Raw genomic sequence first — 16,598 nt, 5'->3', positions numbered from 1 at the left:
CCCCCGCGCCCCTCTTTCGGGGGACCCGGACAGCCCTTTCGGGTTACTTCTGCAGGACCGCGACGTCCTCGTCGGCTTCCGGTACGGCCACCGTGCCCCGGTCGTCCGGCAGGGTCTGGATCGTGAAGCCCGGGACGCCGTCCTGCGTGGCCGCCAGGGTGCGGGAGGCGTAGACGGGGGTGTCCGTGAGGGGTTCCACGGTCAGCGCGTAGGTGCCCTTGAGGCCGGTGGGGACGGGGAGTTCGACGTCCCGGGTGGTGCCGGCCTTGACCGTGTACGTCTTGGACACGGCCGTGCCGCCGCCGCTGCCGGCGGACGCGGTGACCTTCACCTGGGCGGTGCCCTTGGGGGCGGTCAGGGCGAGGGTGGTGCCCTTGGCGCTGTTGTCGGCGGCGGACGCGCGCGTGCCGACCGGGGCGGTGGCGGTGATGAACGCCGACTCCTGCTGGGCGCCCTTGCCGCGCAGGACCCGTACGGCCGCGACGACGGGCACCGAGTGGTCCGTCGGCGTCAGGACCAGCGAGCCCGCCTCTCCGCGCGTGACGTCGCCCAGGTCGACCGAGGCGGTCATGCCCGCCTTGACGTGCAGCGTCTCGTGTCCGGCGGGGGTGATCAGGCCCGTCGGGGAGGCGAGTTGGACTTTCAGGTCCGCGTCCGCGTCACCCGGCGCGTAGGCGATGAGGCGGACGGCCGTGGCGTCCTTGGGGATGCCCGGGATGACCTGGGTGCCGGCCGGGTCGGTGGAGGCGGCGAGCCAGTCCCCGCCGAGCTTCTCGTCGAGGGCCTGTACGGCGGCCCCTACGCGGCCGCTGCGGACGTTGACGTGGACGGTGAGGTCCTCCTGCTTCTCGCCGGTGAGCGTGGACAGCAGGATCGGCTCGCTGGAGTGCGCCGGGACCGTGATGCCCTCCCCCACGGTGGTCGCCAGGGCGCCGTCCTTGCCGTAGAGCTCGATGTCGGCGACGGCGGCGGAGTCGTCCGGGTTGGTGAGGTGGACGTAGTCCGTGCGGTCCGCGAGGGTGCTGACACCGGGGAACCAGAACTCCGTGTCCGGTGCGGTGCAGGTGACGCCCTGGAGGCCGCGGCCGCTGCCCGCGGCGACCTCGGTGGTCTCCTGGACGGTCCAGCCGGGGGCGAACTTCCCCTCGGCGATGCCCAGGAGCGCGGCCGCCTCGCCGCCGGAGGTCTCGCCGACGGCCGGCGTGCCGGGCGCCTTGGGCGTGACGACGGGCTTCGTCGCCTTCTTCTTGCTGCCGGCCTCGTCGGTCGCCTTGCCGGTCGCCTTGTCGGTCGTGGCGGCTGCCGACTCCGCGGTGGCCGCGGTGAGTGCGGCCGTTCCGTCGCCGTCCGTGCCCTTGGTGACGGGCGTGAAGGACGTGTACGAGGTGTCGGCGAGGTCGGATGTGCTGGGCGCGGGGCAGAGCAGGCTGGTGCGCTCCACGGGAAGTTCGGCAGCCGCCTTGGCGGTGCCCGGACCGGCCGCGTCCGGCTGGTTGAGCGTGGCGAAACCGGTGACCGCGGCGAGCGCGGCCGTGCCGGCGATCAGGGACAGGGTCGTGCGGTTCACTGCTGGCTCCCGTCGGGGCGCTCGTTGCCGTTGCCGTTGCCGGTGCCGTGGGGGTGCCGGTCCGGGTCGTAGGCGGGGTCGTAGCCGCCCTGGTCGTAGGCCGACGGGTCGTAACCCTGCTGCTGGTAGGTCTGGTCGTACGGCGTCTGCGGGGCCTGGCCGTCGTAGGCGTACGGGTCGTACTGCCCGGTCTGGTACGGGTCGTAGGCCTGCTGGTCGTAGCCGCCGGACGGGTACTGCTGGGCGCCCTGGTACTGCTCGCCGGCGTAACCGCCGTACTGGGCGTCCGCGTAGCCCGCCCGGTCCCCGTTCCAGTCCCCCTGCCCGTCAGTGGGCGCTCCCATGTCGTAGGCCTGCTGCTGGGGGATCGCGGCCGGAATCTCCTCCTGCGGAGGAACCGGGAACTCCTCGTTGCGGCCCGGCTCTTCGTACTCGGCCTCCGCCTCCGCCTCGGCCTGGGCGCGCAGGCGGCGGGCGCGGCGGCCCTCGCCGTCGGCCGCCTGGGCCGGGACCGGCTCCTCCTCGGGAAGGTCGTCGTCGACGTCGCGGCGGCGGCCGGGAAGGGCGAGGACGACGAGGACGACGGCGAGGAAGCCCTGCGTCCACAGCCAGGCGGTGTGGGTGAAGGGGTCGTCGTAGGTGACGTCCAGTTTTCCGCCGGAGGCGGGGAGTTCGAAGCCCTGGGCCCAGCCGTCGACGGTGGTGGGGGTGAGGGGCCTGCCGTCGAGGGTGGCCGTCCAGCCTTCGGCGGCGGTGTCGGCCAGGCGCAGGACGCGGTCGGCCGAGCCGTCGGGGAGGGTGGTGTGGACGTCGACGGGGCCCGCGGCGACCGGAGTCGCCGCGCCCTTGCCGGAGTCGGCGACGACGGCCGCGCGGGAGACCTCCTGGTCGACCCGCCACAGGGCGCTGCCGTCCTGCTGGCTGAGCCGCTTCAGGCCGGGTGTGGCGTCCAGGACGCGGGTGACGTCGCGGGGTGCGCCCTTGTGGACGAGGACGTAGCCCACGGCGAACTTGCCGAGCTGGTCGGCCTGGTCGGCGCCGGAGCCCGCGACGAGATTGGCGACGACCTTGTCGAGCTGTCGGTTCTCGCCGTCGGCCGCGGCGAGTTCGGCGTCGCCGAGGCGGGCGCCGGAGCCGCGGACCAGCATGTAGGCGACGTGGGCGGCGGAGTCGCTGTCGAGGACGAGCGTGCGGGCCTGGTCGCTGTTGCCCGCCTCTTCGGCGACGAACGCGGGCACCTGGACGGGGTCGCGGCGCTCCAGGGGGCCGTCGGCGCCGCCGATCATCCAGCCGGCGGCGACGAGCAGCGGGCCGGCCGCCGAGGCGAAGGCGATGAGGGCGGCCACCGGCTGGCGCCAGCCGAAGCTCTGCTCGGCGACACGCGTGCGTGCCCCGTCGGCGCCGATGGCGGCGGCGGCGAGGAGGGCGATGCCGTAGACGAGGGTGGCGGGTCCGGCCCAGGTGGAGCTGTTGGACAGGACCGCGAAGACGAGGCCCACGAGGGCTGCGACCCAGGCCGCCCGAACTCCGAAGTGGCGCTCGGAGCGCAGCAGCGCGGCCAGGGCGGCCAGCACGATCCCGATGAGCATCAGGCCGTCGACGGTGCCGGGGCCGCCGGGGCTGGCGCCGAGCAGGTCGAGCGCGGTGGCGGTCGAGGGGCCGTGGTCGAGGCCGGCCTGGGTGAAGAAGCCGAACGGCAGCAGGGACAGCGACCAGGGCGCGAGGATCAGCAGGGGGGTGCCGAGCTGGGCCACGAAACGCAGTCCGTAGGCGGTGATCTCGCGGCGGCGCACGGCCAGGACCGCGAGGCCGAGGACGAGCGCGATGGGCCAGACGATCGGCGTGAACGCGGTGGCGATCGTCAGCAGCAGCGCGTACGCCCATGTGGCCCGCCAGCTGCCGCGGGCTCCGGACGCGTGCGTGAGGCCGCTCGCGGCGACGCCCGCGCGGGCGATGAGCGGCAGCAGGACGGCGAGGACGGCGGTGCCGACCCGGCCGCCGGCGAGCGCGCCGGTGGCGGCGGGCAGGAAGGCGTAGACGACGGCCGCCCAGGCGCGCAGGAGGCGTGACTCGACGAGCGGGCGGGAGGCGAAGTAGGCGGCGAGGCCGGCCAGCGGCACCGAGCAGACGAGCAGCACGGTGAGGGCGAGTCCGGTCGAGCCGAACAGCAGGGTGGCCAGCGCCGCGATGATCGCGAGATAGGGCGGGGCGGACGGGGTGCCGCCCGCGCCGGTGGGGTGCCAGGTGTCGAGGTAGCGCGACCACAGCTCGGAGGCGTCGGCCGGGGCGGGCAGCAGGGCGCCGCCCGCGAGCGCGCCGCCGCCGAGGAGGTTGCGGCAGGCGACCAGGGAGACGAGCAGCAGCACCAGGAAGAGCACCGGGCCGGGCTTGCGCGCGACCCGCTTGAGGCGGGCGAACTGCTCGATCTCCAGGAAGTCGGCGTCGTCACCGCCGGGTCCGGACTCGACGGCGCCGCCGTGCCGGCCCGCGCCGGAGGTGGCCTCGGGGTCGGAGGAGCCGAAGAAGTCTCCGGCGACCTGTTCGACGGTGGCCCGCACGGTCGCGCCGGGTGGCGGGAACAGGGGGCGCAGTTCGTCCTTGTCGACGGCCGGCTTACCGCGCCTGCGCCGCCCGGCGATGATCCGCTCGGGCCGCAGCAGGGTGCCCAGCAGACCGCGGATCTCGTCGACGGCCTGTCCGGGGACCTTGCCGACGAGGTAGGCGACCGTCCGCAGCAGGGTGCCGAGGACCAGGCGGACCAGGATCCAGGGCAGCAGGGCGGTGCGGCTGTTGACGAGGAGGGTGTAGACGGCGCCGGCCTTGTCGACCTTGTGCGGGGAGGCGCTGGTGCGGCCCGCGCAGTCGACGGTGCGGCGCTCGCGGGAGGCGGCCTCGGCGTGCCGTACGACGGCCTCGGGGGCGATGAGGACGCGGTGGCCTGCGGCTTGCGCCCGCCAGCACAGGTCGACGTCGTCGCGCATCAGGGGCAGGCGGCGGTCGAAGCCGCCGAGCTGTTCGAAGACGTCGCGGCGGATCAGCATGCCGGCGGTGGACACGGACAGCACGGACCGGACGTGGTCGTGCTGGCCCTGGTCCTGTTCGCGGCGGTCCAGGCCGGTCCAGCGGCGGCCGGAGTGGGCGATGGTGACGCCGACCTCGAGGAGCTGGCGGCGGTCGTACCAGCCGCGGAGCTTGGGGCCGACGACGGCCACGTCGTCGCGGCCCAGTTCGAGTTCGTTGTCGACCACGCGCAGCAGTTCGGCCAGGGCGTCCGGTTCGGGGGCGCAGTCGTCGTGCAGCAGCCACAGCCACTGGACGGGCTCTCCGTGCGGGAGTTCCGGCAGGTCGTAGGTGTCGTCGCGCCACGTGCGCGTGACGGGGTCCCAGCCGCTGGGGCGCTTCAGGTACGGCAGTTCCTCGGGGGTGAGGACCGGGGCCGTGCGGTTGGCCTCCTCGACGGCCTGGCCGAACCCGGTGCGCCGGGCGAGGTGCAGGACGCGGTCGTCGCCGAGGGCCTCGGTGACCAGGCGCGCGGAGTCGTCCGAGCTGCCGGTGTCGGCGGCCATGACGGACTGCACGGGTCGCTCCTGGCCGAGCAGCCCGGCGAGTGCGTCGGGCAGCCAGCGGGCGCCGTCGTGGGCGACGATCACCGCGGTCACTACATGACGCGGGAACTCAGGTGTGGCAGCGCGGTCTTGCTGGGCTGCCGTGTGGCTGTGCACGGACATCGAGGTACGGGCCCCGGTTCGGTGGACTGCGGTGGACGCCTGCGCCGTGTGGGGGCGGCGGGGTGTCTCGGACGAGCGCCCACACTATCGGCTGGGCAGGCCGACGGCCCGCCGCCTGTGGACAACCCACGTGCGACGGGCCGTTCGGACCCTTGTCTCCGCTGTCTCCGCTGTCTCTGCTGTCGATCGTCTCCGCTGTCTCCGCATCACACGATGCCGCGACGCCCTTGTGCTGTCGAAGCGGACGGTGCTCAGACCGCCGCCTTCTTCAGCCGACGGCGCTCCCGCTCGGACAGACCGCCCCAGATGCCGAAGCGCTCGTCGTTGGCGAGGGCGTACTCAAGGCATTCGGAACGGACCTCGCAGGCGAGGCAGACCTTCTTCGCCTCACGGGTGGAGCCGCCCTTCTCGGGGAAAAAGGACTCGGGATCGGTCTGGGCGCACAGCGCGCGCTCCTGCCAGCCGAGTTCCTCGTCCGCGTCGTCGACGTCGACCAGCAGTTGCTGCACCAGCTCGGTCATGTGCGCCCCTCGCTCTGTCTTTCGCGTCCCCGTGACCTGGCCGTTACCGATTTCGGCTGAACGACACGAGTGAAATTACAAGTGTGCTGCTCCGGGCGAGTCAAGCCGAGATCTGCTATTGGGCCCCTTATTCACTCTGCGGAACCAAGGCCATGCGGTAAGTGTTCAAATCGCCATAAACCTTGACAAGCAGATGAAGCCCCGGAGGGCCACCGGCCCCGCACAGCGCTTCTACGGGGAAGGACGCCCAAAGGTGTGATCCCGTTGCGGCACGCGCGCGGAAGCGAACCTGATCACAGTCGGATCACGGGATCACTTCGAGGCTTGCGCGCCCGGCTTGTGCGCCATGTGTCCCGAAGACCGCGTGCACAAACCTTTCACCTCCCAGATGGACCGGATGAGGTGAACCCTGTCCCACATACCGGGCGTCGAGTTGACAGTGAAGGTGTGAGCCGCTGTCCTTGTGGGCATGCTCGCGAACTTGGCACTCACCTCGACCGGCTCCGCCGGGTCCCACGGTGCTGCCCGCGCTCGCTGTAGCTGTTGTCGTCGTTCCAGCTGTTGAGCCCAACGCGCTCCGGCTGCTCGTCCCGAGTCCACCGCGACTCGGCCGCTGTTCCCCATCGGCCCACACCAGGGCGCTCCTGTTCCGCCCGTGATCCGGGCGGGCGGTACGCGACACCCAGCAGGCCCCCCACTCTTCCGCCTCTTCCGCCGAGGAACCACCGCACCCATGAACAGCGACAGCGACCTCCAGATCGCGGGCGACATCCTCGAAGTCCCGCACCTCCTCCAGGCACCGCGCGAGCACCCGGCCACCGTCGCCGAGTTCGTCGGCCTGGCCCGCTCCATCGCCGCGGACCGCGCCCAGTGGGAACACCTGGTCCGCTACGACGCGACGACCCGCTGGTACCACCGGTTGCGCACCGGCCCCGGCTACGAGGTGTGGCTGCTGTCCTGGGTGCCCGGCCAGGGCAGCGGGCCGCACGACCACGGCGGCTCGTCCGGTGTGTTCACCGTCCTGGACGGCGAGCTGACCGAACACACCGAGCACGGCCGGCGGGTGCCGGCGGCGGCCGGGGCCGAGCGGGTGTTCGCACCCGGCTACGTGCACGAGGTCGTCAACGACTCGCTGGAACCCGCGGTGAGCCTGCACGTCTACTTCCCCGGACTGACGGACATGCCCGTGCGCTCCCTGTCCCGGCTCCGCTCGGCCGAGGGAACCCCCGTCGCCTGCGCGGCGCCCGACCCGTACGGACAGGTGGACGCCGTCCGCTCGTGAAGCGGGCCCGGGAGGCCGTCGGCTCGTGAGCGGGTCCGGACGGCCGTCCGCTCGTACGGACGGGCCGGATATCCACAGGCGGGTGGTTGTCCACAACCGGCCGACGGGCTGTCGTGGCCGCCTGCGAGACTTGCCCTCATGCGCATTGTGGTTCTGGCAGGCGGCATCGGCGGTGCCCGGTTCCTGCGCGGTCTGAAGCAGGCCGTGCCGGACGCGGACATCACGGTCATCGGCAACACCGGCGACGACATCCACCTCTTCGGGCTGAAGGTCTGCCCCGACCTCGACACGGTGATGTACACGCTCGGCGGCGGCATCAACGAGGAGCAGGGCTGGGGGCGGGCCGAGGAGACCTTCCATCTGAAGGAGGAGCTCGCCGCGTACGGCGCCGGACCCGGGTGGTTCGGGCTGGGCGACCGGGACTTCGCCACGCACATCGTGCGGACGCAGATGATCGGCGCCGGGTACCCGCTCAGCGCGGTGACCGAGGCGCTGTGCGACCGGTGGCAGCCTGGCGTCCGGCTCATCCCGATGACCGACGACCGGGTGGAGACCCATGTCGCGGTCGAGGTGGACGGCGAGCGCAAGGCCGTGCACTTCCAGGAGTACTGGGTGCGGCTGCGGGCTTCGGTGCCCGCGGAGGCGGTGGTGCCGGTCGGCGCCGAGCAGGCGAAGCCGGCGCCGGGGGTGCTGGAGGCCATCGCGGCGGCGGACGTGATCCTCTTCCCGCCGTCCAACCCCGTCGTCTCGGTCGGCACGATCCTCGCCGTGCCGGGCATCCGCGAGGCGATCGCCGAGGCCGGGGTGCCGGTCGTGGGCCTGTCCCCCATCGTCGGGGACGCGCCCGTGCGCGGTATGGCCGACAAGGTGCTCGCGGCGGTCGGCGTGGAGTCGACGGCCGCGGCCGTGGCCGAGCACTACGGCTCGGGTCTCCTCGACGGCTGGCTCGTCGACACCGTGGACGCGGGCACCGTGGAGCGGGTGGAGGCGGCCGGCATCCGCTGCCGGGCCGTCCCGCTGATGATGAGCGACCTCGACGCGACCGCGCGGATGGCCCGGGAGGCGCTGGCACTGGCCGAGGAGGTGCGCGGGGCATGAGCGGGTCCTCCGAATCCGGTTACCGGGTCTGGGCCGTGAACGGGCTGCCCGAGGTGCGGGCCGGTGACGACCTCGCGAAGCTGATCGCGGCCGCCGAGCCCGGCCTGGCCGACGGCGACGTCCTGCTCGTCACCTCGAAGATCGTGTCCAAGGCCGAGGGGCGGATCGTCCGGGCCGACGACCGGGAGGCCGCCATCGACGCCGAGACCGTCCGGGTCGTGGCCCGGCGCGGGAAGCTGCGGATCGTCGAGAACCGGCAGGGGCTGATCATGGCCGCCGCGGGGGTCGACGCCTCCAACACCCCGGCGGGAACCGTGCTGTTGCTGCCCGAGGACCCGGACGCGTCGGCGCGGAAGATCCGGGCGGGGCTGCGGGACGCGCTCGGCGTGGATGTCGGGGTCGTCGTCACCGACACCTTCGGACGGCCCTGGCGCGCCGGGCTCACCGACGTGGCGATCGGCGCCGCCGGCGTGCGGGTGCTGGACGACCTGCGCGGGGGCACGGACGCGTACGGCAATCCGCTGAGCGCGACGGTCGTCGCCACGGCGGACGAACTGGCCGGCGCCGGTGACCTCGTGAAGGGGAAGGCCGCCGGGCTGCCCGTGGCCGTGGTGCGGGGGCTGGGACACGTCGTCGTGTCCGAGAGCTCCCGGAACTCCGAACACGCCGAGCACAGCGAGCACACCGAGCTTTCCGAGGCCGACGGGAGCGGGCTCGCCGGGGCGCGGGTCATGGTGCGCGGTGCGCGCGACGACATGTTCCGGCTCGGGACGTCCGAGGCGGTACGGCTGGCGGTCACCCAGCGGCGGACGGTGCGGGCCTTCACCGACGAGCCGGTCGATCCCGGGGCGGTACGGCGGGCGGTGGCGGCGGCCGTCACGGCGCCGGCGCCGCACCACACGACGCCCTGGCGGTTCGTGCTGCTGGAGTCGGCGGGGTCGAGGGTTCGGCTGCTGGACGCCATGCGGGACGCGTGGATCGCGGATCTGCGGCGGGACGGGAAGTCCGAGGAGTCCATCGCCAAGCGGGTGCGGCGGGGCGACGTCCTGCGCCACGCGCCCTATCTGGTCGTGCCGTGTCTGGTGATGGACGGGTCGCACACCTACGGCGACGTGCGGCGGGACGCGGCCGAGCGGGAGATGTTCGTCGTCGCGACCGGCGCCGGCGTACAGAATTTCCTGGTCGCGCTGGCCGGGGAGCGGCTGGGGTCCGCGTGGGTGTCGTCGACGATGTTCTGCCGGGATGTGGTGCGCGAGGTGCTGGCGTTGCCGGAGAGCTGGGACCCCATGGGGGCGGTGGCGGTCGGGCACGCCGCGGAGGAGCCCCGGGCCCGTGGTGAGCGGGAGGTCGGGGACTTCGTCGAGGTGCGGTGAGGCACGGGGCCCGGTGAGCCGCGCCGGCCGCCTGCGGCCTCCGGGGCCGTGAGCTGTACCGGCCGGCCCCGGGGCCGTGAGCTGCGCCGGTTGACTGCGGGGCGGTGAGCTGTGCCGGACGGCACGGTGCGTGGCGCAGGTACGGGCTTCGCGCGGCGGTCCGGCGCGGGGTGCCGTCCCGGGCGTCGCGCGGTGGTCGGCGCGGGCGTCGCACGGTGGTCCTCGTCACTGCCGTGCCGGTCGTTGCGGGCTTCGTGGAGTGGCTTGTCGGTCCGTGCGCCTACTCTCGTAGCACCTCGTCTTTCTCACCCGGGACTCTTCGTGTCAGGACGGTTCTCTCCCCAGCCCCCGCGGCCCACGCGTACGACCGTGCGCGGAGGGCAGGTGGGTGTGCCCGTCGGGGTGCCGCGGCAGGCCTCGGTGGCCGGGCGGGTGCGGGACTGGGTGCCGGAGGGGCCGCTCGACCTCGGGCTGGTGCTCGGGCCCCTCAGACGTGGGCCGGGTGACCCGACGTTCCGCGCGACGCCGGACGGATCCGTGTGGCGGGCCTGTCTCACCCCCGCCGGGCCGGGGACCCTGCGTGTCACGGCCGTCGGCGGTGCGGTGCGCGGGGAGGCGTGGGGGCCCGGCGCGGAATGGTTGCTGGACGGGCTGCCGCAGTTGCTCGGGGCCTCGGACACGCCGGAGGCGTTCGTGCCCCGGCATCGTGTGGTGGCGACGGCCCGGCATCGCCGGCCGGGGCTCAGGCTGACCCGGACCGGGCTGGTGCTGGAGTCGTTGATCCCCTCCGTGCTGGAACAGAAGGTCACCACCGACGAGGCGTACCGGGCCTGGCGCCTGCTGGTGCGCAAGTTCGGGGAGCCCGCGCCGGGGCCGGCGGCGGACGGACGGCTCTGGGTGATGCCGGCGCCCCGGACGTGGGCGCTGATCCCGTCGTGGGAGTGGCATCGGGCGGGCGTCGACAACAAGCGGGCGTCGACGATCCTGCGGGCCGTCCGGGTCGCCGGGCGGATGGAGGAGGCGGTGAGGATGGCCCCCGCCGAGGCTCAGGCCCGCTTGGAGCTCGTACCGGGGATCGGGCCGTGGACGTCCGCGGAGACCGTGCAGCGCAGTCATGGGGCGGCGGATGCGGTGACCGTGGGGGACCTGCATCTGCCGGGGATCGTGGGGTGGGCGCTGGCCGGGGACCGGGAAGCCGATGATTCCGCGATGCTGGAGTTGCTGGAGCCGTATGCGGGACAGCGGCATCGGGCGGCTCGGCTGATCCTGTTGAGTGGTCGGGTGCCGGCCCGGCGGGTGCCGAAGATGCCGCGGTGGGACATCGGGACGTTGTGAGGGGGCGGGGACGGGGACGAGCGGACTCCGGCCCCGCCACCGCTCCCGCCCCCGCCGCCGCTTCCAGCGCCCCCGCTGCCCGTCCCGGGGCTACTGGTCCGACGAGAAGCGGACCGCGCCGGCCGGGATCCTCGCGTCGCACCAGACCCGCGCGCCGTCGCGCAGTTCGTTGTCGGGGCCGACGATCGCGCCGTCGCCTATGACCGTGCCGGTGAGCACGGAACGTTCGCCGACGCGGGCCCGGGTGCCGATGAGGGAGTCGGTGATGACGGCGCCCGGCTCGATGACGGCGCCGGGGAGGATCGTCGAGCCGAAGACCCTCGCGCCCTCGGCCACGAACGCGCCCTCGCCCACCACCGTGCCGCCCGTCAGCTTCGCGTCCGGGGCGACCCTGGCCGTCGGGAGGACCAGGCGGTCGCCGCAGCGGCCGGGGACCGCGGGGGACGGGGCCCGGCCGAGGACCAGGTCCGCCGAGCCCCGGACGAAGGCCGCCGGGGTGCCGAGGTCCAGCCAGTACGTCGAGTCGACCATGCCCTGGAGGTGGGCTCCGGCCGCCAGGAGACCGGGGAACGTCTCGCGTTCCACCGACACCGGGCGGCCCTGCGGGATCGTGTCGATGACCGAGCGGCGGAAGACGTACGCCCCCGCGTTGATCTGATCGGTGACGATCTCCTCGGGGGTCTGCGGCTTCTCCAGGAACGCCAGGACCTTGCCCGTCGGGTCGGTGGGGACCAGGCCGTAGGCCCTCGGGTCGGTCACCTTCGTCAGGTGCAGCGAGACGTCGGCCGCCGTGGCCTCGTGGGTCGCCACCAGCCTTCTGATGTCCAGGCCGGTGAGGATGTCGCCGTTGAAGATCAGGACCGGGTCGTCGGGACCCGAGTGCAGCCGGGAGGCCACGTTGCGGATCGCGCCGCCCGTGCCCAGGGGTTCGTCCTCCGTCACGTACTCGATGTGCAGGCCCAGGGCCGAGCCGTCGCCGAAGTACGGTTCGAAGACCTCCGCCAGATAGCTCGTCGCCAGGACGATGTGGTCCACGCCCGCCGCTCTCGCCCGCGCGAGCTGATGCGTGAGGAACGGCACCCCCGCCGCCCTGACCATGGGTTTGGGCGTGTGCACCGTGAGTGGGCGCAGCCGGGTGCCCTTGCCGCCGACCAGGAGGATCGCTTCTGTCACCGTCGTCTCTGCTTCCTGCCGGGACCGGCCGAACTGCCGTTCGGCCGGCCAGTGTATGCAGACCGTTGCGTGGCGACTTCCAGGCCGTTGGTGTTCCGTCCCGGTCCCCAGGGACCGTCCCCCCGACGGCTGCTGAATGTGCCCCCATCCGGATGTGAGCTCCGGCCGTCCGGGGGCGTGCGGCCCCCGCGGCCTCCCCTGGCCCCGGGGCTCCCGAACCGGATCGTCCGCCTCAGCGCCCCTGGAAGCGCGCCGCGGTGGAGCGGGCCGAGCCGAGCTTGCCGTAGAGCTGCCTGCCCGGGCATTCCGTGGCGAACCCGTCCCGGTGACCCGAGATCACATTCAGTCGTACGTTCTTTCCCTTTCCGTAGAGATTGCCACCCCCGGACTTCAGGTATGTCTTTCCCTTCGGATTCGCGCCGAAGAGGCCGAGCTTCCATGCCGTCAGGCGGGCGACGGCGTTGACCGTGGCGGTGGTCGGCTTGGCGGAGGTGAACGTGCCGAGTACGGCGATCCCCATGCTGTTGCTGTTGAAACCGAGGGTGTGGGCGCCGAGGACCGGCTTCGCCACTCCCCCGGCGCGGCCCTCGTAGATCTTGCCGCACTTGTCGACGAGGAAGTTGTAGCCGATGTCGCGCCAGCCCATGCTCTTCACGTGGTAGCGGTAGATACCACGGATGACGGACGCGGCCTGCGAGCACTTGTAGCTGTTGCCCGAAGCCGTGTGGTGGACGAACGCCGCCTTGACCTTCGTCGTGTAGCGGAAGCCGCTCTCCCGCAGCTTCTCGTCGGCGCCCCAGCCGCGACGCGTGACGATGCTCGGCCGTGGGCCGATGTACGGCTTCGCCCGCTGGGCCGGCGTCAGCTCGCCCCCGCGCAGGGCGAGGAGTTCGCGTTCGGTGCCCAGGCGGTCCAGGGCGGGGATCTCCGTGGCGCCGAGCGCGGCGAGCGGAGCGTTGGCGGCGGAGGCCTCGGTCACCTCGGCGGTCATCGCGGTCTTGGCGGCGGACTCGGACCCTTCGGCGCCCTCCGCCCCGAGCTCCTCGCCCGACTCACCGGACTCGCCCGACTCGTCGGCCCCGGCCGCGCCGGCCTCGTCCGTCTCCTCGGCCGCGTCGGCGGCCTGCGCCGGGCCGGACCCGGTGGTGAGGGTGCGTCTGCGCGGGGGGCCGGCGGGGACGTGCTCGGGAGGCGCCACGCCCGGGTCGACCAGTTCGAGGCGCATGCCGGAGGGGAGCAGGGTGGCGGTCGAGAGGGTGCCGCTGCCCCGGGCCGTCTCCTCCGTACGGCGTTCGGTGTCCGGATGGACCCGGATCTCCACGCCGTCGGAGTCGCCGACCCACAGCGGGGCCGTGGCACCGCGGACCCGGCCCGAGGCGCTCTCGGCCGTGCCGGGGTCGGCGCCGTGGTCGGCGTTGTGCGTCTCGACGTCCTGCCAGCCGGACCAGGTGCCGGTGCCCGACGTGCGGGTACGGACCTGGACGCGGCCGTGGAGTTCGGTGGCCGGGTCGTCCCAGACGACGCCGAGGAGGGAGAACTGGCGTACGTCCCGGCGGGGCAGGCCCTGGTCGGTGGCGGCGCCACCCAGGGCCCGGTCGCGGGCGAGAGCGGTGAGGGGCAGCGACTGGGTGCTGCCCGGGAGGTCGGGAAGAGCGGGCAGGTCGGGAAGTGCGGGCAGGTCCGGCCGGTCGGGCAGGCCTGGTCGAGCGGGTCGGTCGGAGAGGGATGAGATGACAGGGGTGTCGGGGCTCGTGGCCCTGGCCGTCCCGGTGGGCGCCGCCTCGGCGGTCGACGCCGGTCGCGCCGTCGCCGCGTTGGCGGGCGGCGTCAGCGGGAGGGCGAGTGCCGCCGCACAGGTGACACCGATCGAGGTAGCAAGCAATCCGCGCATGCCAATGATCCTGGACATATCCATACATTTCTGTCCATCGGGGAATTGACGGGGCGTCGGGCCCGTACGGCCGAACCGGTGGTTCCGGGAAGGCCCGGCGACCCGTGCCGCACCGAGCGCGGCGCGTACGCTTGCGCGGGTGACTGCCACCGATCGCACCCCGGCCGACCTGCTGCGTTCCGCGCTGGCCGCGGACCCCGCGCGCCCCCTGGTGACCTTCTACGACGACGCCACGGGCGAACGGGTCGAATTGTCCGTGGCCACCTTCGCCAACTGGGTGGCCAAAACCGCCAACCTCCTCCAGGACGGGCTGTCCGCCGAGCCCGGCGACCGGGTCGCGCTGCTGCTGCCCGCGCACTGGCAGACGGCGGTGTGGCTGCTGGCGTGTTCGTCGGTGGGCGTCGTCGCGGACGTGGCCGGGGATCCGGCGCGGGCGGACTACGTCGTCGCCGGACCCGGGTCGTTCGAGGCGGGGCTCGCGTGTCGGGGTGAGCGGTACGCGCTGTCGCTCGCGCCGCTCGGGCGGCGGTTCGTGCCGACCCCGCCCGAGGGGTACGACGACTACGCCGTGAACGTCCCGACCTTCGGGGACCGTTTCGTGCCGTATGTTCCCGTCGATCCCGAGGAGCCCGCGCTGATCGTGGCCGGGGCCGAGTACACCGGGGCCGAGGTCGTGGAGCGGGCGCGGGCGGAGGCGGCGGGGCTGGGACTGACGGGGCCCGGTTCCCGGCTGCTGTCGGGACTCGGGTACGACACGTGGGAGGGGCTCAGCGCCGGGCTGTACGCGCCGCTGGCGAGCGGGGGGTCCGTGGTGCTGTGCCGGAACCTGGCGGAGGTTGGCGAAGAGGCTGTGGCCAGGCGGGTCGAGAGCGAGCGGGTGACGGCGACCGCGCGGTAGCCCTCCGGGCGGGCGGGAGGGTCGGCACCCGGCGCCGGAGTCGTCGTCACCGGCGGCTGCCGCCCCCGCCCCCCGCCCCGGCCCTGAACGGGCCTCGTCCTCACACGCCGGACGGGCTGGAAGTCGCCTCCCCCCCACGCCGGCCCTCCGGACCGGCCGGAAGGTCGGCACCCGGCGCCGGAGTCGTCGTCACCGGCGGCTGCCGCCCCCGCCCCCCGCCCCGGCCCTGAACGGGCCTCGTCCTCACACGGACGGGCTCGACTGCACCCGCCCATACGGCAGCCTTCCATCGCCTCACCCGTTCGGCCCACCCCGTCCCGCCTCTCGGCTCGGTTCGCGGCATCGTCGTAGGGGCAGCTCTACACGCTCGTACGGCCGATGTGGGTCCCGAGGCGGGAGGGGTGGATCGGACGTGAGGGAAGCGGCGGGTTCCGGTGGGCCCCTCGGGCCGGGGCGGGGGGCGTCCGCCGACGGGCGGGGGCTCATACGGCGGCGACGGCGGCGGTGGGTGCGGGTCGGGGCGGGGGCGGTGGGGGTGGTCGTCCTGGGGGTCGGGGTCGCGGGGTGGGTCGTCTACGCGAAGCTGGACGGGAACATCACGCCCGACGACGCTGCCGCGGCGGAGCTCGCGCGGTACGCGAAGGAGCGGCCGACCTCGTTGGTGAAGGACGCGCAGAACGTCTTGCTCATCGGGTCCGACTCGCGGTCGGGGGACGGGAACCGCGCGTACGGGCGGGACTCCGGGACCGAGCGGTCGGACACGACGATCCTGCTTCATCTGGCGGCCGGGCGGCGCAGCGCCACCGCCGTCTCGCTCCCGCGCGATCTGATGGTGGACGTGCCGGGCTGTCTGCGGCCGGACGGCAAGCGGACCGAGCCCATGTTCGCGATGTTCAACTACGCGTTCCAGAGCGGGGGTTCGGCCTGCACGATCCGGACGGTGGAGAAGCTGACGGGGGTGCGGATCGATCATCACGTGGTCGTCGACTTCAGTGGGTTCAAGGACATGGTCGACGCCGTGGACGGGGTCGAGGTGTGCCTGAAGAAGCCGATCGACGACAAGGCCGCCAAGCTGCGGCTGCCCGCCGGGAGGGTCACGCTCGACGGGGAGCAGGCGCTCGGGTACGTCCGGGCCCGCAAGTCGCTCGGGAACGGCAGTGACACCGACCGGATGGAGCGGCAGCAGCGGTTCCTCGGGGCGCTCGTCAACAAGGTGCAGAGCAATGACGTCCTGCTGAACCCGGTGAAGCTGTATCCGCTGCTGGACGCGGCCACGTCCTCGCTCACCACCGACCCGGATCTGGCGAGTCTGCGCGGACTGTACGAACTCGTGCGCGGTCTACGGGACATTCCCACCGAACATGTGCAATTCCTGACCGTTCCACGGGAGTCGTACGTCTACAACACCAATCGCGACCAACTTGTGGAGCCGGAGGCGGAGAAGCTCTTCGAACGGCTGCGGACGGATACGCCGGTGGTCGTTTCTCAGGAAATTCCCACGAACCCCTCCCCTGTGGAGTCGGGTGACCACGGTCCGTTCGCATCACGGGTGGCGGGACCTGCGGCTTCCGGGCCGGTTTCGCCCACTCCGCCCGCCCCCACGTTCCGCGGGAACACCGCAGCCGAGGACGGCTGCGGGTAAAGCGCTTGCCAAGCCACCCTCTTGCGGCGAACACGAGTTCAAAGAAATAGGGCGGATTGCCCGCTTGTAGGGGCGTGGAATTTGTCACGG

General features: G+C 73.2%; 11 protein-coding genes. 6 read left to right on the top strand and 5 right to left on the bottom strand.

What is annotated here, in order from left to right; translation table 11 throughout:
* Nucleotides 1–43 precede the first annotated feature (43 nt).
* The 3 genes from OG440_RS22420 to OG440_RS22410 form a co-directional block, all read right to left on the bottom strand.
* A complete protein-coding gene (locus tag OG440_RS22420; protein WP_406008582.1) occupies nt 44–1,567 on the bottom strand; it encodes a DUF5719 family protein in 1,524 nt (507 codons plus the stop codon).
* A complete protein-coding gene (locus OG440_RS22415) occupies nt 1,564–5,295 on the bottom strand; it encodes a glycosyltransferase (protein ID WP_406008581.1) in 3,732 nt (1,243 codons plus the stop codon). The genes OG440_RS22420 and OG440_RS22415 overlap by 4 nt, the downstream gene beginning before the upstream one ends.
* 251 nt (nt 5,296–5,546) lie before the next feature.
* Nucleotides 5,547–5,816, bottom strand: a complete 270-nt coding sequence (locus OG440_RS22410; RefSeq protein WP_020128551.1) for a WhiB family transcriptional regulator — start codon at nt 5,814–5,816, stop codon at nt 5,547–5,549.
* A 733-nt stretch (nt 5,817–6,549) separates the two neighbouring features.
* Between OG440_RS22410 and OG440_RS22405 the strand changes: the two genes are divergently transcribed.
* The 4 genes from OG440_RS22405 to OG440_RS22390 all read left to right on the top strand — a co-directional run bounded on the left by OG440_RS22405 (nt 6,550) and on the right by OG440_RS22390 (nt 10,904).
* Nucleotides 6,550–7,098, top strand: a complete 549-nt coding sequence (locus OG440_RS22405; RefSeq protein WP_406008580.1) for a cysteine dioxygenase — start codon at nt 6,550–6,552, stop codon at nt 7,096–7,098.
* Between the two features lie 138 nt (nt 7,099–7,236).
* Complete coding sequence (cofD, locus tag OG440_RS22400; RefSeq protein ID WP_406008579.1) at nt 7,237–8,196, top strand: 2-phospho-L-lactate transferase; 960 nt, start codon at nt 7,237–7,239, stop codon at nt 8,194–8,196.
* Entirely contained in the window at nt 8,193–9,569 is a 1,377-nt protein-coding gene (locus tag OG440_RS22395; protein WP_406008578.1) for a coenzyme F420-0:L-glutamate ligase, read from the top strand. Before cofD ends, OG440_RS22395 begins: the two co-directional genes overlap by 4 nt.
* Nucleotides 9,570–9,890: 321 nt before the next feature.
* Nucleotides 9,891–10,904: a DNA-3-methyladenine glycosylase family protein gene (locus OG440_RS22390; protein WP_406008577.1), complete on the top strand. Its 1,014-nt coding sequence runs from the start codon at nt 9,891–9,893 to the stop codon at nt 10,902–10,904.
* Between the two features lie 90 nt (nt 10,905–10,994).
* Here the strand turns inward: OG440_RS22390 and OG440_RS22385 are convergent, their stop codons facing one another.
* Both OG440_RS22385 and OG440_RS22380 read right to left on the bottom strand, forming a co-directional pair.
* Nucleotides 10,995–12,077: a sugar phosphate nucleotidyltransferase gene (locus OG440_RS22385; RefSeq protein WP_406008576.1), complete on the bottom strand. Its 1,083-nt coding sequence runs from the start codon at nt 12,075–12,077 to the stop codon at nt 10,995–10,997.
* 232 nt (nt 12,078–12,309) lie between these two features.
* Complete coding sequence (locus OG440_RS22380; protein ID WP_406008575.1) at nt 12,310–13,968, bottom strand: N-acetylmuramoyl-L-alanine amidase; 1,659 nt, start codon at nt 13,966–13,968, stop codon at nt 12,310–12,312.
* Nucleotides 13,969–14,107: 139 nt separating this feature from the next.
* Between OG440_RS22380 and OG440_RS22375 the strand changes: the two genes are divergently transcribed.
* A complete protein-coding gene (locus OG440_RS22375; protein ID WP_406008574.1) occupies nt 14,108–14,866 on the top strand; it encodes a TIGR03089 family protein in 759 nt (252 codons plus the stop codon).
* Nucleotides 14,867–15,278: 412 nt separating this feature from the next.
* A complete protein-coding gene (locus OG440_RS22370) occupies nt 15,279–16,508 on the top strand; it encodes an LCP family protein (protein WP_406008573.1) in 1,230 nt (409 codons plus the stop codon).
* The last annotated feature ends 90 nt before the right edge of the window (nt 16,509–16,598 follow it).

Source organism: Streptomyces sp. NBC_00637 (assembly GCF_045161545.1).
Taxonomy (GTDB): Bacteria; Actinomycetota; Actinomycetes; order Streptomycetales; family Streptomycetaceae; genus Streptomyces.
Note: the sequence above shows the minus strand (reverse complement) of the source record. Positions and strands in the feature narration are given on the sequence as shown.

Bases quoted from the DNA above. Each gene is read 5' to 3' on its own strand.
- OG440_RS22415 (WP_406008581.1), bottom strand. From the start codon at position 5,295: ATGTCCGTGCACAGCCACACGGCAGCCCAGCAAGACCGCGCTGCCACA.
- OG440_RS22410 (WP_020128551.1), bottom strand. From the start codon at position 5,816: ATGACCGAGCTGGTGCAGCAACTGCTGGTCGACGTCGACGACGCGGAC.
- OG440_RS22405 (WP_406008580.1), top strand. From the start codon at position 6,550: ATGAACAGCGACAGCGACCTCCAGATCGCGGGCGACATCCTCGAAGTC.
- cofD (WP_406008579.1), top strand. From the start codon at position 7,237: ATGCGCATTGTGGTTCTGGCAGGCGGCATCGGCGGTGCCCGGTTCCTG.
- OG440_RS22395 (WP_406008578.1), top strand. From the start codon at position 8,193: ATGAGCGGGTCCTCCGAATCCGGTTACCGGGTCTGGGCCGTGAACGGG.
- OG440_RS22380 (WP_406008575.1), bottom strand. From the start codon at position 13,968: ATGCGCGGATTGCTTGCTACCTCGATCGGTGTCACCTGTGCGGCGGCA.